Consider the following 19,409-nt stretch of genomic DNA (forward strand, 5'->3'; position numbering starts at 1 on the left):
CGCCTGATGACGACCATTCGTGGTCATGGGTCCCGGGTCGCGCTGCGCTCGCCGGGACGACACCGAATATTTGGCTCCGCCGGTGAGTCATATTCTGTCGCGCCGCGTCGGAACAACATCGGAACCTTCTGATTTCCCTCGCGTTGTCGCGCTATGGGCAAAGCCGAGGCAAAATCCAGATCGTCGAACAGGCCCTCGCCGGCGAAGGCCAACTCGGCCCGGAAAGCCAGTGCGACGCGCAGCGATACCGAAGACAGCGACGCCGCACCGGGCGAGGCTGGCGACAAATCCGAATTCGTCGAGATCATTGCCGAAGACGGCGAGCATGTCGAACCGCCGCCGCCGGAAATTATCGAACCCGATCCCGAACTGTCGCCCGAAAAGGCCGAACAAGCGCGCAAGGACTATTTGCTGACGCGATTCTGGATCACCGCGCGCGGCTACTGGGGCCAGAGCGGCGACCGGCTGGCGTGGCTGTTCACGATCGGCCTGCTGCTGCTGATCGTCGCCAATGTCGCCGTGCAGTACGGCATCAATGTCTGGAATCGCGCGATCTTCGATGCGATCGAAAAGCGGGATTCGGTCAGTGTCTTTCACCTGACTGCCATCTTCTTTCCGCTCGCGATCGGCAGCGTGCTGCTGGGCGTCGCCCAGGTGTTCGGCCGCATGGGCATTCAGCGGCGCTGGCGCGCCTGGCTGACCAACGCCGTCGTCTCGCGCTGGCTGGCGAACGGCCGCTACTACCAGCTCAATCTGGTCGACGGTGATCACAAGAATCCGGAATACCGCATCGCCGAGGATCTGCGGATCGCAACCGACTCGCCGGTCGACTTCATCGCCGGTGTGACTTCGGCGCTGCTGTCCGCCGTCACGTTCATCGTCGTGCTCTGGACGATCGGCGGCGCCTTGACGCTGACGGTCGGCGGCTCCTCCGTCAGCATCCCGGGCTTCCTGGTCATCGCCGCGATCATCTATGCCGCGATCGCGTCCGGCTCGATCATGGCGATCGGGCGCCGCTTCGTGCAGATTTCGGAGGAGAAGAACCAGGCTGAGGCCGAATTCCGCTATGTGCTGACCCGCTTGCGCGAGAACGGCGAAAGCATCGCGCTGCTCGGCGGCGAGGCCGAGGAACGCGATGGCATCGACAAGACGTTCTCGAACGTGTTGCGGCAATGGGCGCGGCTCGCCGGGCAGCACATGCGCACGACGCTGGTGTCGCAGGGATCGAATCTCATTGCGCCGGTGGTGCCCTTGCTCCTGTGCGCGCCAAAATTCCTCGAGGGCAGCATGACGCTCGGCCAGGTGATGCAGGCAGCCTCCGCCTTCACCATCGTGCAGACCGCATTCGGCTGGCTGGTCGACAATTATCCGCGGCTCGCCGACTGGAACGCCTGCGCGCGCCGGATCGCCTCGCTGATGATGTCGCTCGACGGGCTTGAACGCGCCGAGACCGGTGACGGCTTCGGCCGCATCAAGCGCGGCGAGACCGGCGGCGAGGCCATGCTGAGCCTCAACGACCTCTCCGTCACGCTCGACGACGGCACGGCCGTGGTCGGCGAAACCGAGGTCGCGATCGAGGCCGGGGAACGGCTGCTGGTCGCCGGCGAATCCGGGACCGGCAAGAGCACGCTGGTCCGCGCCATCGCTGGCTTGTGGCCCTGGGGCGGCGGCAGCGTCAGCCTGCATGCGGACCGCCGCCTGTTCATGCTGCCGCAGAAGCCCTACGTGCCCTCGGGCACGCTGCGGCGCGCAGTGGCCTATCCTGGCGCGGCGGAGGACTGGAACGTCGATGAGATCGGCGACGCCCTGCACAAGGTCGGCCTCGACCATCTCAAGGAGAAGATCGAGGACGACGCGCCATGGGACCAGACGCTGTCCGGCGGCGAGAAGCAACGACTCGCCTTTGCCCGCCTGCTGCTGCACAGCCCCGACATCGTCGTGCTCGACGAGGCGACCTCGGCGCTCGACGAAAAGAGCCAGGACAAGATGATGGAAATGGTGACGACGGAATTGCCAAAGGCGACCATCGTCAGCGTCGCCCATCGCGTCGAGCTCGAAGCATTCCATAGCCGCAAGATCGTGCTGGAGCGCCGCAAGGGTGGTGCGAAGCTGGTCAGCGACGTCGACCTGATCCCGCGCAAGGGCAAGCGAAGGCTACTCGGACGCTTCCTGCGGCAGCGGCGAAGCTCCACCAAGGCGTCGGACAAGGCAGCATAACGGGCGTTGGCGCTCCGATCAAAACCGGCTATGCATGCCGCGCTTTCGATGAGGCCATGCGTGATCCCGAGCAACGACATTTCGCCGCCGCCGTTCGGCGCCCTGGCGCCCAATGCGGCGCAGGCCGCCATCATCCGGCTTGCGCATGGCAGCGGATTGAAGCGCGGCGCGTTCCGGCCCTGGCTGTCGCGGCTGGTCAATCTGTTCGGTTCGGGACCGCTTGATGTGACCTATCAGGGCGCATCGTTCCGCTTCTATCATCAGGCGAGCGCGACCGAGCGCGGCGCACTGTTCAATCCCGATTACAATCTGGAAGAGCTCGCCTTCCTGCGCCGGCATGTCGGCGCCGGCGGCACCTTCGTCGATCTCGGCGCCAATGTCGGCACCTATGCGCTGGCGCTGGCGCGCGACGTCGGGCCCAATGGCAAGGTGATCGCGATCGAGCCGCATCCGATGACGCATGCGCGGCTCAAATTCAACACACAGGCCTCCGGATACCCGCAGGTGCAGCTGGTTGCAGCCGCCGCAGGTCCGACCGACGGCGAGCTGATGATCGAGACCGACGGCGACAATCTCGGCGCCAGCCACATCGTCACCGGCACGCCCACGGGCAATGCGTTCAAGGTGCCGTCGCTGCGGCTGCAACGCATCCTCGAAGAGGCCGGCGCGACCAGCGTCGATGCACTGAAGATCGACGTCGAGGGGTTCGAGGACCGCGTGCTCACCGGCTTCTTCCGCGACGCGCCGGAGCAGCTGTGGCCGCGCGCGGTCGTGATCGAGCATCTGTCAAAGGACGAATGGACCGACGACTGCATTGCGGACATGCACACGCGCGGTTATGTCGATCAGGGCCGGACGCGGAGCAACACGCTGCTTGTGCGCGGTTGAGGTGTAACCGCGGCCCAGGTCGGCCGCACCGGACGACGGACTTGCGTTCTCCTTTCCCTGAAAGAAGACGGACCGTAGCCCGGATGCAGCGCAGCGAAATCCGGGACCAGACCATCCGCGGCTAGAGCAGCCCCGGATTGCACTGCGCTGCATCCGGGCTACATCTTCATTTCCCCTTTCCAAGGGGAGGTAAAACGAGAGCGCGGATGCCAATGCGGCACAACGAGGGAAGCTCGCAATGATCGACCCTATCGGCTTTTCGGTCTCCGACTACGAACGCGCGAAGACGTTCTACCAGACGGCGCTGGCGCCGCTCGGTTACGGCCTGATCATGGAAGTGCCCGCGGAAGTGACCGGCCACGCGCCTGCGGCGGGCTTCGGCGCCAACGGCAAGCCGGACTTCTGGATCGGCGGCGAAGGCGCGATGAACAAGCCGGTGCATATCGCGATCATAGCCAAGGACCGCGCCACCGTCGACGCCTTCTACAAGGCTGCGATGGCGGCCGGCGGCCGCGACAACGGCGCGCCCGGCATTCGCGCGCATTATCACCCGAACTATTACGGCGGGTTCGTGCTCGATCCCGACGGCCACAACATCGAGGCGGTCTGCCACACGCCCGGATAACGCGCACAGGAACGGCGCAGCGCGCGATTCGTTGTCGCTTCGAGATTCGATGGAGCGATCGATGCGCGCGATGCGACCTGACATCGGCAACAGGGTCTCGATCTAATGCCGATCGAGCCCCCCGAGATTCCCCCGGCGACGCCGGGCACGCCGAGTGAACCACCGCCTGGAATTCCGCCCGGCAATCCGCAGCCGGAGGTTCCGCCGCCGGTGCGCGAACCCGGCGAGCCGGCGCGACCGGACGAGCTGCCCGGCAAGACGCCAGACGAATCACCGGTGCGCGGACCGCCCGGACCAACCGGCCCGCCGCCTGCGACAGATCGCCCGCCGTCCCCTGATTCGCCGTCGCGCCCTGGTTCCAGATCGATTGCGAGTGTGTCCGAGCGTTTCTTCTGAACGCGCAGTGAACAAGCGCACACGCAACCCGTTATAATGTCGAAATAAACTTCGCCGATGATTCGGCGCTCGCCACAATCCGGCCTAACGGCTGGCAATTCATCGTCCTGCCGAATTGTTCGGCTCTGACTTCCTTTCCTTCCTGCCCAGACTTTCCGCCGGGGACTCCAAGATTATGACAAAGCTTCGTCTCGTGCTGCTTGCCACGACTGCGCTGACGGTGATGCAATTCGCCACCTCAGCGTCGCACGCACAAACTTCGCCGCTGGTCGTCGCACAGGCGCAGCCAAAGGAAGAGCTCGGACCTGACGGAAAGCCGAAGCCACGGCCCGCGCCGGGCGCGCCCGCGCATCCGGCACCGCCCGCAGCTGCACCGCCCGCCGCCGCACCGCATCCGCAAGCGCCGCCTCCGGCAGCCGCGCCGCATCCGGCTCCTCCGCCGGCCGCAGCGCCCGCGCGTCCGACACCGCCACCTCCGCCACCAGCCGCTGCTCCGCCGCACCCGACGCCGCCGGCTCCGCCGGCAGCCGCGCCTGCGCGCCCCGCTCCGCCGGCCGCACCCGCACGGCCCGAACCGCCCGCCGCGCGCCCGGCTCCGCCTCCGCCGGCAGCCGCGCCTGTACGGCCCGAGCCGCCTGCCGCGAAGCCGGCACCATCGCCAGCACCTGCACGGCCGGAGCCGCCCGCGGCTGCACCGGCGAAGCCGACCCCGCCACCGCCGGCGGTAGCGCCCGCACATCCCACGCCGACCCCTCCGCCGCCCGCTGCAGCACCGCAGCGGCCGGGCACGCCACCGCCTGGCGCAGGACCCGCGCACACGCTGCCGACCCCAGCACCGGCTGCCGCGCCGGCAGCGCGCCCAGGCACGCCGCCCGCGGCTGCAACGCCGACGCCGGCCGCACCGGCAGCTCCGGGAGCTGCAACGCCGGCGCCGGCCGAGCGCCGGTCTGGTGATCGTCCGGGTGGTGAACGTCCTGGCGGCGCCAAGCAACCGCCGGGCACGCCGCCCGCGGTGACGCCGCCCGGCGCGACGTCGCCGGCAACGCCTACTCCATCGACAACGACAACGCCTCCCGCAGCAGGCGGACAGCCGCCCGCACGGCCTGGCACGCCCGGCACCCCACCCGCCGTGACGCCTCCCGGCGCGACGCCGACGCCACCGGCGCCGGGTCAGCAGGGACGTCCCGCCACACCCGGAACGGCTCCGACCCCGGGAGCAGCAATGGGCGCTCCCGGCGCCGCGACACCGGCTCCGGGTCAGCCGGGACGCCCGGGCACTCCGCCGGCCGCTGGTGCTGCGCCCGCAGTGCCGTCGGCCCAAGGAGCGGCCATGGGCGCCCCCACGCGTCCGGCCGGCCCCTCGGCGCCGGGTGTCGTGCCCGGCTCGGCGGCCGCAACGCCCCCGCCCGGCAACGCGCAATATGCCCCACCGACGGTTTCCTCGGCTTTCCGGACCGCGCCGACCGTCGCCGCGCCGCTTCCGCCGGCTCCGCGGCATGACAACGTCTCGCCGCTCGCGATCGGTGCCGCCGTCGGCGTCGGCGTGGTGGCCGGTGCGATCATCGGCGGGACCATCGCCGACCTGCACAACCAGCGGCAGGAAGTCGTCGAAGACGGCCGCACCATCTACACCGAGCCGGACCGCATCATCATCCGCGATCCGGGTGGACAGGCCTATGTGCGCGGCGACGACGTCTATCGCTTCCGCTATGGCGCGCGCGACATTCGCACCGAGACGATCGGCGGCGAGACTCGCACCATCGTGGTTCGTCCCGACGGCAGCGAGATCATCACCGTGGTCGGTCCCGATGGCCAGATGCTGCGCCGGATCCGCAGGGATCCCGGTGGCCGCGAGCTCGTCATCATCGACAACAGCTATCGCGATCCGGGCGCGGTCGGCGGCTTCTATGTCGACCTGCCTCCGCCGGTGGTCCGCATCCCCTATGATCGCTACATCGTCGAGTCCGACAGCGCGGCGCCGGACGTGATCTACGACACCATGGAGGCCCCGCCGGTGGATCGGATCGCGCGACGCTATTCGCTCGACGAAATCCGCTACAGCCCGAACGTCCGCATGCTGATGCCGTCGATCGACGTCAACAGCATCAACTTCGACTCCGGCTCCTGGCAGATCCCGCCGGATCAGGCGGCGAAGCTGCAGGCGATCGCCGACGGCCTCAACCGGGCCATCCAGCGCAATCCGCGCGAGGTGTTCCTGATCGAAGGCCACACGGATGCGACCGGCAACGACACCGACAATCTGTCGCTGTCCGACCGCCGTGCGCAGTCCGCCGCCGAGCTGCTGACGCAGCAATTCGGCGTGCCGGCGGAAAACCTGACCTCGCAGGGTTACGGCTCGCAATATCTGAAGGAGCAGACCGACGGACCGAGCCGTATCAACCGGCGCGTCACCGTCCGCCGCATCACCCCGCTGCTCAACGGCGGCACCGCCTCCGCCGCGCCGCCGCCGCGCTGAGCCGGCGCGACATCGCGATACGAAATGGCCGGGAGCGACCCCGGCCATTTTTTGTTTCTTCTCCTTCCCCTGAAAGGGGAGAGGTCGGGATGGGGGTCAGCCACAGGCGACGCTGCGCATGGAGAGAGCAGATCCCCACCCGCTTTGCTCCAACGAGCAAAGCAACCTCCCCTTTTCAAGGGGAGGTTGAAGCTGCGTAGCGCGGATGAAGCGCACCTCCAATACGTTGTCAGCGCGCCATCTGCTGCGGGTCGTAGAAGAAGCGCTCCTCGACCAGTTCCTCGCCGCGCCAGGTCTGCCAGGCGACCTCCTCCATGCGGCGGACCTTGCCGTCCTTGCCGGTGAATTCGAAGCGCCAGCAGATCGCCGAATGATCGCCGTCGAGCAACAGCGGTCCGAGCCGCGTGGTCTTCACACTGGTGACCGCGGCCAGCACCGCTGCCTCGCGCGCCGCCAGCGCCTCGCGGCCGACGCGCCATTCGCCGTCGTTCTCCTGGGTGCGGGCATCGGCGGTATAGAAATTCCTGATCGCGCCGACATGGTCGTTGGATTCGACCGTGTCGGCGAAGGCTTGCAGCGTCTCGAGCGAGGGCATCGGGTAATCTCCATTTACCGACTGATAGTCGGTATTTATCGACTGAGAGTCGGTAAGTCAACTGGCGCCGACCCGGAACCTGGGCTAGACATTCGCTATGGCAACCCAGGCCGAACGGCGCGAGAAGACCAGAGCCGCGATCGTCAAGGCGGCGCGGCGCATTTTTGGCGAGCGCGGCTTTGCGGCGGCGACGATGGATGACATCGCCAGCGGGGCGCGCGTCGCCAAGGGCGCGGTCTATCATCACTTCGCGACCAAGGAGGCGGTGTTCGAGGCGGTGTTCGACCAGGTCTCGATGGACCTCGTCGCCGATCTCGACCGCATCTCGCGCGCCGAGAACGATCCGCTCGCGGCGATGGCGGCGGGAACGCAGGGCTATTTCGCGGCATGTTCAAAAGGCCCGACCGGCCAGATCATCTTGCGCGATGGCCCGGCCGTGCTCGGCTGGGAACGCTGGCGCGAGATCGACGCCAAGCATTTCGGCGGCAAATTTCCGCGCGCGTTGACCGCCGCGATGGATGCCGGCGTGATCGCCAAGCAGCCGGTCGAGCCCCTGGCGCGGCTGCTGCTCGGCGCGGTGACGGAAGCCGCGGTCGCGGTCTCCGCGGGGCCCGACACCGGCAAGACCGGCACGGATTACGCGCGCGCGTTCCGTTCGCTGCTCGATGCGCTCAGGGCGAAATGAAATTGTACAGCAGCTTGCGCTACAAGCTCATAGTCCCGTCATCCTGAGGCGCGAGCTCTTGCGAGCCTCGAAGGATGAATCGGCCACCAGCCGGGCCGCGCATCCTTCGAGGCTCGCTCCGCTCGCACCTCAGAGCCTGACTGATAAATGGGGGTGAGTGATCCCAGCGAGGTGTGATTCCATCGGATTTGCAAAGATTCGAAGGAGATCACGATGCCCTGGACTGAAATCACTCGAAAGCAATATCGGCGGGACGACCTGCGTTATGCAAGCGATATGACAGATGCGGAATGGAGGCTGATCAGGCGCCTTCTGCCGCGAGCACACCGGCGTGGCCGACCGCGCCGAACCGATCTTCGTAGTGTTGTGGAGGCGGTTCTCTACATTCTATCGACAGGATGCCAGTGGCGGGCACTGCCGCAGGAGTTCCCACCCTATTCGACGGTGCAGGGTTATTTTTACGCGTGGCGAGATACGGGTCGATGGCAGAAGATCGCCAGCGTTCTTGTTCAGCGGGCGCGAAAAAAGCTGGGACGTGCTTCAAAGCCGACAGCTGCCGTGATCGACAGCCAAAGTGCGCCGACCACGCAGGCCGGCGGGCCTCGTGGCTACGACGCGGGGAAGCGCATCTACGGCCGCAAGCGGCACATTGTGACCGACACCAATGGCCTGCTCCTCGGAGTTCATGTGCATCCGGCCAACGTCCAGGACTGCCATGGTGCGGTACCGTTGCTGAAGATGGTACGGACGCAATTCCCTCGGCTGGGACACGTTTTTGCCGATCGGATCTATCGTGGGAAGCAGCTTCTCGACGCCCTCTCGGACTGCGGTCCATGGACCATCGAGATCGTCGAGCGGCCTCAAGGCGTCAAAGGCTTCCAGCTGCTGCCGCGACGATGGGTTGTTGAACGGACATTCGCTTGGTTCGGCAGATGTCGACGTCTCGCCAAGGACTTCGAGGCCGCCACAGCCACCGAAGTCGCATGGTTACTCCTCGCCCACATCAGGCTCCTGACCCGCAGACTTGCCGCCGCTCATAGCGATTGACGGCATTATGAGTCAGACTCTCAGGATGACGGAGATGGATTGCCTCTTTGTCGAGTTGCGAACGAACTCGCCGAGGGCGGACCCGTTCGCCTGCCCGGGACGACACCGAGTTTTTGGCGACCTCAATCCTTGTCGTTCTCGAGCTGAAAAATCTGCGAGCCTTCGCCGCTCGAGAGCAGGCCGGTCTTGTTGTACAGCCCGAGCTTGGCGCGGGTATCGGCGATGTCCAGGTTGCGCATCGTCAGCTGGCCGATGCGGTCGGCCGGCGAGAAGGCGGCGTCCTCGACCTTCTCCATGCTGAGGCGCTCCGGCGCATAGGTCAGGTTCGGACTCTCGGTATTCAGGATCGAGTAGTCGTTGCCGCGGCGCAGCTCGAGCGTCACCTCGCCGGTGACGGCGCGCGCCACCCAGCGCTGCGCGGTCTCGCGCAGCATCAAGGCCTGCGAGTCGAACCAGCGGCCCTGATACAGCAGGCGGCCGAGCCGCATGCCGCTGATGCGATACTGCTCGATCGTATCCTCGTTGTGGATCCCGGTGACCAGCCGCTCATAGGCGATGTGGAGCAACGCCATGCCAGGCGCCTCGTAGATGCCGCGGCTCTTGGCCTCGATGATGCGGTTCTCGATCTGGTCGCTCATGCCGAGGCCATGGCGGCCACCGATCGCGTTGGCCTCGAGGAACAGCGCGACCGGATCGGCGAACGTCTTGCCGTTCAGCGCGACCGGCTGGCCTTCCTCGAAGCGCACCACGACCTTCTCAGGCTTGACGTCGCAATCGGCGCGCCAGAACGGCACGCCCATGATCGGATTGACGATGGTGATGCCGCTCGCAAGGCTCTCGAGATCCTTGGCCTCATGGGTCGCGCCGAGCAAATTGCTGTCGGTCGAATAGGCCTTCTCGGCGCTCATCTTGTAGGCAAAGCCCTGCGCGGTCATGAACGCCGACATCTCGGCGCGGCCGCCGAGTTCGTCGATGAATTGCTGGTCGAGCCAGGGCTTATAGATGCGCAGGCTCGGGTTGGTCAGCAGGCCGTAGCGATAGAAGCGCTCGATGTCGTTGCCCTTGAAGGTCGAGCCGTCACCCCAGATGTTGACGCCGTCCTCCTGCATCGCCGCGACCAGCATCGTGCCGGTCACCGCGCGGCCGAGCGGCGTGGTGTTGAAATAGGTGATGCCGCCGGTCGAGATGTGGAACGCGCCGGACTGGATCGCGGCGATGCCCTCATGCACCAGCTGGGTGCGGCAATCGACCAGGCGGGCCTTCTCGGCGCCGAAATCCATCGCCTTGCGCGGGATCGCGTCGTAATCGGCCTCGTCGGGCTGCCCGAGATTGGCGGTGTAGGCGAAGACCTTGGCGCCCTTCAGCTTCATCCAGAGCAGCGCCGCTGACGTGTCGAGCCCGCCCGAGAACGCGATGCCGACTTTCTCGCCGGTGGGCAGGCTTTTCAGAATCGTACTCATGGGACGGTCCAATCGGTCGAAATCGATGAGGTTTCTGGGGTGGCGATATCAAATTTCGGAAGGCGGAGCACGCCTTTAATCAGGCTTCCGTACCGCCGGGCTCGGCCTTGCCGTCCCGGCGCCAGCGCTGCATCAGGCGGTAACCGGGCATTGCCAGCCGTGTCAGCGCGGCATCGACCTGGGCGTCGGTCAGCCGGGTCGCGGCCCAGCGGTAGATCAGCGCATAGAACAGCCAGACGGTGAAGAACGACACCAGGCCCGCAATCGCCACATCGGTGAAGAAGTGCCCGCCAAAGGCCATTCGAAGCCCGCTGGTGACGATGCCAAACACGGTTGCCCCGGCAAAGGCCAGCGGCCGCCAGGCGGGCGGCGTCAGCGCCGCCGGCGCATAGGTCCAGAATGCGGTGGCGCCCTCGCCGGAGAAGAACGAGCAGTTGCGCGGGCAGCCGCCGCGCGGGTCCCACCACGGCATGAATTGCAAATCGCCGCCGAACTGCGTCACGAACACCGGCCGCGGCCGGCCCCAATAATTCTTGAAGGTGAGGTTGGTGAGCACGCCGGCCGAGAGCAGCATCGTGGTGAGCAGGAACACCGCGGCGCGGCCGGACATCAGCATCGGCCGATCCGGCCGGATGAATTTCCAGACGATGGTCACGATCGCCGGCAGCACCAGCGCCCAGGCGATCCACATCGCCGCGTCGCGCGCGAATGACGCCACCGCGTCGAGCTTCAGCGGGAAGGTGTTCTGCGCGGCATCGTAGAACAGCGCCGCCAGCTTCAGGTCAAGCTCGGGATAGATCCCGAACACGAGGCCAATGATGAGCGCGAGCGCCAGCGCGATGAAAAGTCCGGTCCGGTTCATGGCGCGCGGTTTAGCCGAGGCGATGGGGCATGGGAAGTGTGGGTTATCGTCGTCCTGAGGTGCGAGCTCTTGCGAGCCTCGAAGGACGTGATCTTGCTGCGGCCCATCCTTCGAGACGCCGTGCTGCGCACGGCTCCTCAGGATGACGGCGGTGTTTGCGGCCGCGATTGCGACGGCAAGGGCGGGGGCGGTGGCAAGCGGCGCGGCGGCTCGCGCCAGGCGCCGGCGCTGCGGCCGGCGATCAGCCAGTAGACCAGGCCGGCGACGATGCCGGCGCCGGTCATGATCTCCATGTGACGGCGCACGATGCCGTGGAACTGCATCATGTCAGGATCGAACGGAACGAGGCCGAGATAGCAGGCCGCGCCGACGATGGCGCCGCCGACGGCGTAGGCCAATACGCTCCTGATGAAAAGGGCCTCGGTGATCAGCACCACGATCAGCGCGGGCAAGAATGCAAAGCCTGATATGAAGATGAAGCCGAAGCCGAGCACGACGTTGACAGCGCTCTGGTCGATCTGCCCGCCGAAATCGCTGATCTCGGGATACAGCACCGCAACGACCACGATGATCCCGGCCACGAAGCAGGCCATCAGGAAGCCGAAGGCGACGACGAACAGGCGGCCGATCAGGGCCATGCTATAGACTCCCCGTCATTGCGAGGAGCGAAGCGACGAAGCAATCCATCCTTCAGCAAGCTCGGACATGGGTTGCTTCGCTTCGCTCGCAATGACGACGTGGAGAGCGTTGTCGATCACAGCACTCAATCCGTCATCGCCATCGCGCGCAGCGCCTGGCGCTCGCGGGCGGAGAGCTTTTCGGTCTCCGATTTGAGCTGACCGCAGGCGGCGAGGATGTCGCGGCCGCGCGGCGTGCGCACCGGCGAGGAATAGCCGGCGTTGAAGATGTATTCGGAGAACTTTTCGATCTGCTCCCAGTCCGAGCATTCGTAGGCGGTGCCCGGCCACGGATTGAACGGGATCAGGTTGATCTTGGCCGGAATGCCCTTGAGCAGCTTCACCAGGAGCTTGGCGTCGTCGAGCGAATCGTTGACGCCCTTGAGCATCACATATTCGAAGGTGATGCGCCGCGCGTTCGACGCGCCGGGATAGTCGCGGCAGGCCTGCAGCAATTCCTTGATCGGATATTTGCGGTTCAGCGGCACCAGCTCGTTGCGCAGCTCGTCGCGCACCGCATGCAGCGAGATCGCGAGCATCACGCCGATCTCGTCACCGGTGCGCTGGATGTTCGGCACCACGCCCGAGGTCGACAGCGTGATACGGCGACGGGAAATGCCGATGCCTTCATTGTCGCCGACGATCAACAGCGCATCGCGCACCGCGTCGAAATTATAGAGCGGCTCGCCCATCCCCATCATCACGATGTTGGTGACGCGCCGCGTGCCGTCCTCGCGGTCGGCCCAGTCGTTGAGCCGGTCGCGCGCCACCATCACCTGGCCGACGATCTCGCCGGCGGTGAGGTTGCGCACCAGCCGCTGCGTGCCAGTGTGGCAGAACGAGCAGTTCAGCGTGCAGCCGACCTGCGAGGAAACGCACAGCGTGCCGCGGTCGGTCTCGGGGATGTAGACGCACTCGACCTCGTGCGGCCGCTCGACCTTGTCGCCGCTCGGCAGCCGCAGCAGCCATTTGCGCGTGCCGTCGTTGGAGATCTGCTCGGCGACCACCTCGGGACGGTCGACGGTAAAATGCTTCTCGAGCTCGGCGCGCATGTCCTTCGAGACGTTGGTCATCTCGCCGAAGTTCTTGGCGCCGCGGAAATACATCCAGTTCCAGAGCTGCTGGGTGCGCATCTTGCGCTGCGCGGGCGCCACCCCGATTTCGCCGAGGCGATCGGCGATCTCGGCGCGCGACAGCCCGATCAGCGACGGCTTGGCCGGCGGGACATAGGTCTCGAGCGGAACCTTTTCGACCAGCGCGCTGGCGCCGGACACGGCATGGGTGGTCACGGTGTCGGTCATGAAACCTCAAATAGGCCTTCCAGCCGGTGCTGGAAAGCCGCCAAATACCTCAATTTTGTCCCTCAGAGCCGGTCTTAACGCCGGCAGTCCTGCCCCAGCCGGTCGAGCGCCTGCGCCAGGCCCTTCAGCGAGAAGCTGTCGATCGTCTCGGTGCCCTTCGCCGAGACAGCTTTTACCGTCAGATCGGCCGATTTGCGCATGGCTTCCACCATCCGCTCCTCCTCGGCCGCATTCTTGATCCAGAGGCCGTCGCCCTGGGTGTACATCGCATAGGTCCCGCCGCCGACCTGGAGCGTCGATTCCGAGCCCGGCTTCACGGTGTAGCCGATCATGATCGAGACTTCGTTGACGACCTTCTCGGCCGGGCGGGTCGAGATGAAGGCATAGGCCGGATCGCGCGGCCGGTTCGGCGGGTTGGTCTTCGACGACGACGGCTTGGCGAGCGCAAAGCACACCTTCTTGCCGTTGGGCGATGCGGTGTAGGCGCCCCAGGTGCCGAATTGGCCGATCAGCGTCGGCTCCGCGCCGCCGGCGGCAGCCGCGGCGGCCGAAGGCGCCGGCTTGGCCGCTTCTTTCGCCGCATCTTTCTTGGGCGCAGCCTGCGCCGGCGCGAGGGAGACGATCCCGCACACGACACAAACAGCCAGTGATGTCAGAATCTGCCGCACGGCCAACTGGTTCCCCCATCATTGTGACTGGAAGATGGCCCGGCGATTCCCCTCCGCCGGCTCGGATGGATAACCGGGAAACGCTTTCTTGGGAAGGCAGTTGGGCCCGGACACGCGCGCCGGCCCAGCCTCGCGCGCGTCCGTTGATTCTCAATTCTTGCTCAGCGCTTGTTGTCGCGCATCAGCGCTTGATCAGCTCTTGGTCACCCCTTGGCGCGCGCCGCGCGCTGGCTCTCCCACTGCGCATCGGTCCATTGCAGCAGGTCCTCGGCACCGGAACTGCGCAAATGGGCGCCGCCGTCCTGCACCACCATCTCGCCATTGATGTAGCCGGCCTGATCCGAGATCAGGAAGGCCGCGAGATTGGCAAGCTCGGAATGCTCGCCGGCGCGGCCGAGCGGATTGCGCTGCGACCAGGTCTCGCCGCGCGCTTCGGGACGCAACTGCCCGGTCGCGCCTGGCGTCGGGAACGCGCCGGGCGCGATCGCCACGGTGCGGATGCCTTTCGGGCCCCACTCGACGGCAAGGCTCTTGGTCATCGCCAGCACCGCGGTCTTGGCCATCGACGACGGCACTGTGAAGGCACGGCCGGTGATTGTGGAGGTCGAGAGGATCGAAAGCACCACGCCCTTATGCTTGCCTTCGATCCAGCGCCGGCCGGCGGCGAGCGTGCAGTACATCGTGCCATGCAGCGTCGGCGCGAGGATTGCGTCCGCGGCACGGAATGACAAATGTTCGCTCTGCGCAATAAAGGTTGCGGCAGCATTGTTGACGAGAACGTCGATCGGCGCGTCCTGCCAGACCTGATCCATCATCGCCTCGACCGCGGCGCCGTCGCGGATGTCGCAGCGCGCGGTCGAGACCTTGGCGCCGAGTTCGCTGCGGAATTTGCCTGCGGTTTCCTCCAGCAGCCCCTCGCGCCGCCCGCAGATGATCAGTTCGGCACCGAGTTCGGCAAAGCGAGCGCCCATCGCCGCGCCAAGACCGGAGCCGCCGCCGGTGATCAGGATGCGCTCTTTCGCTAGCAGGCCTTTTTCAAACATAGTTTGATCCCTCCGCACTGTATTGTCGCTCCGCCGCAAATCCGGCATGAAGCTTGTAGTCCAAGATCTTGCAGCTCTTTCTGCGTCCGAAACTCAGGTGTGTCCATGAAAGCCATCCTCTGCTCGCAATACTGTCAACCCGACGATCTCGTGCTGGCTGACGTGCCCGATCCGGTTGCGGGTCCCGGCGAAGCCGTGATCGCGATCAAGGCGGCGGCGCTGAATTTCTTCGACATCCTGATGATCCAGGGCAAGTACCAGATCAAGCCGCCGTTCCCGTTCTCGCCGGCCGCCGAAGTCGCCGGCGTGATCGAGAGCGTCGGCGCGGGCGTCACTGACCTGAAGATCGGCGACCGCGTCGTTGCGTCATGTGGCCACAACGGCGCGCGCGACAAGATCGCGCTGCCGGCGAATACGATCGTGAAGATTCCCGACAATCTCGATTACGACCGCGCCGCCGGCATCATCATCATCTACGGCACCGCGCTGCACGCACTCGAAGATCGCGCGAGCCCGAAGCCGGGCGAAACGCTCGCGGTGCTGGGCGCCGCCGGTGGCACCGGCCTTGCCGCGTGCGAGCTCGGCAGGTTGATGGGTCTGAAGGTGATTGCCTGCGCATCGTCGGACGAGAAGCTCGCATTCGCCAAGCAGCACGGCGCCGAGCTGACGCTGAACTACGCCAAGGAAGATCTGAAAGAAGGCCTGCGCAAGCTGACCAACGGCAAGGGCGCCGACATCGTGTTCGATCCGGTCGGCGGCTCCTATGCCGAGGCCGCATTGCGCTCGACCGCATGGGAAGGCCGCTTCCTGGTGATCGGCTTTGCCGCCGGCGACATCCCGAAGATTCCGCTCAACCTCGCGCTGCTCAAGGGCTGCGACATCCGCGGCGTGTTCTGGGGCGCGTGGGCGCGGCTGAATCCGGAGAAGAACCGCAAGAACCTCGAGAAGCTCGTGCAGTGGACCGCGGAAGGCAAGATCTCCTCGCATGTCGACCGCACCTTCCCGCTGTCGCAGACCGCGGAAGCCTTGAAGGTGCTCGCCGGCCGCAAGGCGATGGGCAAGGTGATCCTGCATCCGGGAAGCTGACGACAGACGGCCGCGCACTCTCACCGTCACCCCGCCGCAACGGCTTGCCGTTGCGCCGCGCGCGCAATCGTGAGCAAACCCTGTGAACTTTCTCCGAATTTGCGCGCGTTGCCGCAATCAAACCCAAATTTCTCCCGATTCGCAGCGACCGGGGCCGCTTTTTGGGCCCAATCGCAAGGCGATTAAGAGTTCGTAACGGGCGCTCAGGGACCCCAACAAAAACAACAACCAGACACCAGAGATGCCCGATTGTTGCGTCATAGTATCGGGGAAGCATCATCATGGTGGGGAATCTAACACGCGTTCAGGGCAGCGATCCGCCACGCGACGCGATCAACGCGCATATCAACGATCCCGAATTTGCACCTTATCGCTACCGGCGACCACATCGGGCAGCGATCGACATCGGCGCGGACGAACCCGCTCCGCTTTTTCTTTCAAGCCAAATCGATGACGCGGATTGGCACGGGCGCGCCACGATTCCACGTTCGCGCCTTCGCACCGGCCTGCTGACAATTTCGGCCGGCGCACTTGTCGCGGCTGCGGTGGTCGGGCTGTGGTCCATCGGCAGCGTGCGCGACGCGGTCCTGAGCGCGAAGGCCGCGCTGGTCGGCGTCTCGCCGATCGAGGCCCGCGCAGAAATCGCGGACGCGGTTCGCGCCGTGGCCACCGAGGTGTCGCCCGCCACTACAACCCTGCCGTCACGCGCGCAGATCGCAGCCGCCTATCAGGAAGCGATCAAGAGCGAAGTCGTTGCCCGCGAAACTCCCGCGGCAGCGCCGATCGAGCCACCACCACCGGCGGCGCCACCGGCAAGACGCCTCGATCCGGATGACGTCGCAGGCCTCCTGAAGCGCGCCAACAGCCTGCTTGCGATCGGCGACATCGTATCGGCGCGGCTCTTGCTCGAGCGGGCCGCGGATGCGCAGGACGCGGACGCGGCGCTGTTGCTGGCTCGCACCTACGATCCCGACGTGCTGGGGACCTTGGACAAGCGGAGCATCACGCCCGATCCGGAGACCGCGCGCCTCTGGTATCGCAAGGCCGCCGAACTCGGCTCGCAGCCCGCACAGCAACGCCTCGCGCAATTGCAAAACTAGGCTCATCTCGAGGGACACATGCGACGCTTGTTTGGATTGGTACTTTTCGCAGGCATGATGATTTGGGGCCCGGCGGCACGGGCCGAGCAGACCGAATTCGACCCGGCCAAGGTCAGCGACAGCCTGAAGGCGATCTTTCAGTTCGGCTCGGTAGGCACCAAGCAGAGCCTCAACGCCAACACGGTCACGCTGATCTCCGGCACGATCGGCGGCACCTATGTTCAGTTCGGCGCCGATCTCGCCTCCGTGCTCGACGATGGCAATAAGTTGCGCATTCTGCCGATCGTCGGGCGCGGCTCGGTGCAGAGCGTCGCCGACATCCTGTTTCTGCAGGGTGTCGATCTCGGCATCGTTCGATCTGACACGCTCGACTATCTCGAGCGGAAGGGCATCGCGAAAGATATCAAGAAGCAATTCACCTACGTGACCAAGCTCTACAACGAAGAGATGCATGTGATCGCGTCGAAATCGATCGGCAATCTCAGGGACCTTGAGGGCAAGACTGTCAGCGTCGACCTTCCCAATGGCGGCACCTTTGTGACCGCGCTGACCGTGTTCGAGCGGCTCGGAATGAAGCCGAAGGTTGTCTATGTCGAGCAGCGCATCGCGCTGGAGAAACTGAAGGCCGGCGAAATCGACGCCGTGATCGTGTGTGGCGGCAAGCCTTACAAGTCCGTGAGCGGCTTCAAGGACGATCGGTTCCACCTGGTGACGGTCAACTACGAGAAGCCGTTGCAGGGCGACTATCTGCCCGCGAGCCTGTCGGCCAAGGACTATCCCAACCTGATTTCGGGCGAGGAGCGCGTCGACACGATCGCCGTTCCTGCCGTGCTTGCGGCCTACAACTGGGCACCGAAGACGGAGCGCTACAACAAGCTGGCCAATTTCGTGGATGCGTTCTTCACAAAATTTCCGACGTTCCAGAATCCGCCGTTCCATCCGAAGTGGCGGGAGGTCTCGCTGTCGGCGCCACTGCCGGGTTGGCAACGCCTGCCGGTAGCCCAGCAATGGCTCGACCGCCATGGCGTCGAAGCCGTCTCGCGCAGCCGTTTCGATGAATTCCTGAAGCAGAGCCCAGCGGCCGCACGTCTGCAGAGCGATGCGGATAAGGAGGCGCTGTTCAAGCAGTTCCAGGCGTGGGACGCGGAAAAAAATACGCGTTCTCAGCTGCGCACCGGCGAGAAACGGTAGCCCCCCCGAACCCGGATGGAGCGCAGCCTGACCCGGGGGCCTCGTGCGTGAGCTGACGCTCTCACCCCGGATTACGCTGCGCTCCATCCGGGCTACGCCTCCAACCTCCGCTTGAAAAGGGGAGGTCGCTTTGCTCGCAGAGCAAAGCGGGTGGGGATCTGCTCTCTCCGCAGATACAGCGTCGCCTGCGGCTGACCCCCATCCCGACCTTCCTCCTGTCAGGGGGAAGGAGAAGAGAGAGCGAAAGTCACTCTACGCCTGCGGTGCTGCCTCTTCCGGCACTCCGCGCTTCAGCGCGGCGCGCGCGGCTTCACGATGCTCCGGGGTGATGTGGCTTGCCACCATGCGGATCGCGGTTGCGAGCACGGCGGCATCGTCGGTGAAACCGAGCACCGGCAGCATGTCCGGGATGAAGTCGAACGGCAGGATGAAATAGGCGATCGCGCCGAGCAGCGCGGCCTGGACATGGCGCGGCGTCTGCCGGTCGAAGGCGCAGTAATAGGCGGCCAGCAGATCCTCGGCGAACGGCAGCCGCGCCACCACTTTCTTGAACTTGATCCAGAAGCGGCGGCGCACGCTTTCCGGGTCCTGCGCCAGCCGGTCGGCAGGCCCGAATCCCGCGCCGGTATCGGTCGATGGCATCGCGAGGTTCCCTTTGGCGCCGCGCGACGGATCGGCGGCGGACGATGCGAATCTGGGGATGTCAGCCAACCGGCGCAAGGTTGCGCGCAGCCGGGTCAATTGACCCCGAACTGCCTCGCGATCGCGTTCATGGCCTTGGCGAGGTCGATATCGCGCTTGGTCACCCCGCCGACATCGTGGGTCGCCAGCACGACCTCGACCGTCTTGTAGACGTTCTTCCATTCGGGGTGATGGTCGCTCTTCTCGGCGACCAAAGCGGCGCGCGCCATGAAGCCGAAGGCCTCGTTGAAGTCCTTGAACACGAAGGTCTTTGCGATCGCCTCCCGTCCGGCCAGCTCCGACCAGCCGGCCAGTTCCCAAAGCGCGGCCTTCCTTGCTTCCGCTGACAGCCTTTCGACCATGGCAACCCTCCCGTTTGACGCCGACCTTAGCCTAACAACCGGCCTCCGG

Annotated in this window: 20 protein-coding genes; 10 read left to right on the plus strand and 10 right to left on the minus strand. The window is 65.6% G+C overall.

Annotated features, from left to right (window positions below; genetic code table 11):
- The first annotated feature begins 153 nt into the window (after positions 1–153).
- The 4 genes from AAFG13_RS25970 to AAFG13_RS25985 all read left to right on the plus strand — a co-directional run bounded on the left by AAFG13_RS25970 (position 154) and on the right by AAFG13_RS25985 (position 4,126).
- Positions 154–2,217 (plus strand): ABC transporter ATP-binding protein/permease, encoded by a 2,064-nt coding sequence (locus AAFG13_RS25970; protein WP_212318807.1) that lies wholly within the window; start codon positions 154–156, stop codon positions 2,215–2,217.
- Positions 2,218–2,247: 30 nt separating this feature from the next.
- Positions 2,248–3,105, plus strand: a complete 858-nt coding sequence (locus AAFG13_RS25975; RefSeq protein WP_342708631.1) for an FkbM family methyltransferase — start codon at positions 2,248–2,250, stop codon at positions 3,103–3,105.
- Positions 3,106–3,343: 238 nt separating this feature from the next.
- Positions 3,344–3,730: a VOC family protein gene (locus AAFG13_RS25980; protein WP_212318803.1), complete on the plus strand. Its 387-nt coding sequence runs from the start codon at positions 3,344–3,346 to the stop codon at positions 3,728–3,730.
- Between the two features lie 105 nt (positions 3,731–3,835).
- On the plus strand, positions 3,836–4,126 hold the full coding sequence (locus AAFG13_RS25985) for a hypothetical protein (protein ID WP_249132609.1): 291 nt from the start codon (positions 3,836–3,838) through the stop codon (positions 4,124–4,126).
- Positions 4,127–4,299: 173 nt separating this feature from the next.
- Here AAFG13_RS25985 and AAFG13_RS25990 read toward each other — a convergent pair whose 3' ends face one another.
- Positions 4,300–5,049, minus strand: coding sequence for a hypothetical protein (locus tag AAFG13_RS25990; RefSeq protein ID WP_342708632.1), 750 nt, complete (start codon positions 5,047–5,049; stop codon positions 4,300–4,302).
- A gap of 407 nt (positions 5,050–5,456) precedes the next feature.
- Here AAFG13_RS25990 and AAFG13_RS25995 point away from each other — a divergent pair, with 407 nt between their 5' ends.
- The gene (locus AAFG13_RS25995; protein ID WP_342708633.1) at positions 5,457–6,602 is read left to right on the plus strand and encodes an OmpA family protein; all 1,146 of its coding nucleotides are present in this window, start codon (positions 5,457–5,459) and stop codon (positions 6,600–6,602) included.
- Positions 6,603–6,831: 229 nt separating this feature from the next.
- Here the strand turns inward: AAFG13_RS25995 and AAFG13_RS26000 are convergent, their stop codons facing one another.
- A complete protein-coding gene (locus AAFG13_RS26000; RefSeq protein ID WP_342708634.1) occupies positions 6,832–7,197 on the minus strand; it encodes a nuclear transport factor 2 family protein in 366 nt (121 codons plus the stop codon).
- Positions 7,198–7,294: 97 nt separating this feature from the next.
- Between AAFG13_RS26000 and AAFG13_RS26005 the strand changes: the two genes are divergently transcribed.
- Both AAFG13_RS26005 and AAFG13_RS26010 read left to right on the plus strand, forming a co-directional pair.
- Complete coding sequence (locus tag AAFG13_RS26005; protein ID WP_342708635.1) at positions 7,295–7,882, plus strand: TetR/AcrR family transcriptional regulator; 588 nt, start codon at positions 7,295–7,297, stop codon at positions 7,880–7,882.
- Between the two features lie 213 nt (positions 7,883–8,095).
- Positions 8,096–8,929: an IS5 family transposase gene (locus AAFG13_RS26010; protein WP_342708636.1), complete on the plus strand. Its 834-nt coding sequence runs from the start codon at positions 8,096–8,098 to the stop codon at positions 8,927–8,929.
- A 122-nt stretch (positions 8,930–9,051) separates the two neighbouring features.
- Here AAFG13_RS26010 and argG read toward each other — a convergent pair whose 3' ends face one another.
- From argG to AAFG13_RS26040, 6 genes are all read right to left on the minus strand, one after another.
- Complete coding sequence (gene argG / locus AAFG13_RS26015; RefSeq protein ID WP_212320105.1) at positions 9,052–10,389, minus strand: argininosuccinate synthase; 1,338 nt, start codon at positions 10,387–10,389, stop codon at positions 9,052–9,054.
- A 79-nt stretch (positions 10,390–10,468) separates the two neighbouring features.
- On the minus strand, positions 10,469–11,251 hold the full coding sequence (locus AAFG13_RS26020; RefSeq protein ID WP_212320107.1) for a phosphatase PAP2 family protein: 783 nt from the start codon (positions 11,249–11,251) through the stop codon (positions 10,469–10,471).
- 137 nt (positions 11,252–11,388) lie between these two features.
- Positions 11,389–11,889, minus strand: coding sequence for a hypothetical protein (locus AAFG13_RS26025; RefSeq protein ID WP_212320109.1), 501 nt, complete (start codon positions 11,887–11,889; stop codon positions 11,389–11,391).
- A gap of 125 nt (positions 11,890–12,014) precedes the next feature.
- Positions 12,015–13,229: a 23S rRNA (adenine(2503)-C(2))-methyltransferase RlmN gene (gene rlmN / locus AAFG13_RS26030; protein ID WP_212320111.1), complete on the minus strand. Its 1,215-nt coding sequence runs from the start codon at positions 13,227–13,229 to the stop codon at positions 12,015–12,017.
- Between the two features lie 74 nt (positions 13,230–13,303).
- Positions 13,304–13,861, minus strand: coding sequence for an invasion associated locus B family protein (locus AAFG13_RS26035; protein ID WP_229166970.1), 558 nt, complete (start codon positions 13,859–13,861; stop codon positions 13,304–13,306).
- 239 nt (positions 13,862–14,100) lie between these two features.
- A complete protein-coding gene (locus AAFG13_RS26040; RefSeq protein WP_342708637.1) occupies positions 14,101–14,940 on the minus strand; it encodes an SDR family oxidoreductase in 840 nt (279 codons plus the stop codon).
- A 105-nt stretch (positions 14,941–15,045) separates the two neighbouring features.
- On the opposite strand from AAFG13_RS26040, the gene AAFG13_RS26045 reads away from it, so the two are divergent.
- The 3 genes from AAFG13_RS26045 to AAFG13_RS26055 all read left to right on the plus strand — a co-directional run bounded on the left by AAFG13_RS26045 (position 15,046) and on the right by AAFG13_RS26055 (position 18,317).
- Positions 15,046–16,026 (plus strand): NADPH:quinone oxidoreductase family protein, encoded by a 981-nt coding sequence (locus tag AAFG13_RS26045; protein ID WP_342708638.1) that lies wholly within the window; start codon positions 15,046–15,048, stop codon positions 16,024–16,026.
- Between the two features lie 281 nt (positions 16,027–16,307).
- On the plus strand, positions 16,308–17,126 hold the full coding sequence (locus tag AAFG13_RS26050; RefSeq protein WP_342708639.1) for a hypothetical protein: 819 nt from the start codon (positions 16,308–16,310) through the stop codon (positions 17,124–17,126).
- An 18-nt stretch (positions 17,127–17,144) separates the two neighbouring features.
- Positions 17,145–18,317, plus strand: a complete 1,173-nt coding sequence (locus tag AAFG13_RS26055) for a TAXI family TRAP transporter solute-binding subunit (protein ID WP_342708640.1) — start codon at positions 17,145–17,147, stop codon at positions 18,315–18,317.
- A 252-nt stretch (positions 18,318–18,569) separates the two neighbouring features.
- Here the strand turns inward: AAFG13_RS26055 and AAFG13_RS26060 are convergent, their stop codons facing one another.
- Both AAFG13_RS26060 and AAFG13_RS26065 read right to left on the minus strand, forming a co-directional pair.
- Positions 18,570–18,959 (minus strand): YkvA family protein, encoded by a 390-nt coding sequence (locus tag AAFG13_RS26060; protein WP_342708641.1) that lies wholly within the window; start codon positions 18,957–18,959, stop codon positions 18,570–18,572.
- 95 nt (positions 18,960–19,054) lie between these two features.
- Complete coding sequence (locus AAFG13_RS26065) at positions 19,055–19,360, minus strand: 4a-hydroxytetrahydrobiopterin dehydratase (protein WP_092121323.1); 306 nt, start codon at positions 19,358–19,360, stop codon at positions 19,055–19,057.
- Positions 19,361–19,409: the final 49 nt, after the last annotated feature.

The organism is Bradyrhizobium sp. B124, from assembly GCF_038967635.1.
Lineage (GTDB): Bacteria > Pseudomonadota > Alphaproteobacteria > Rhizobiales > Xanthobacteraceae > Bradyrhizobium.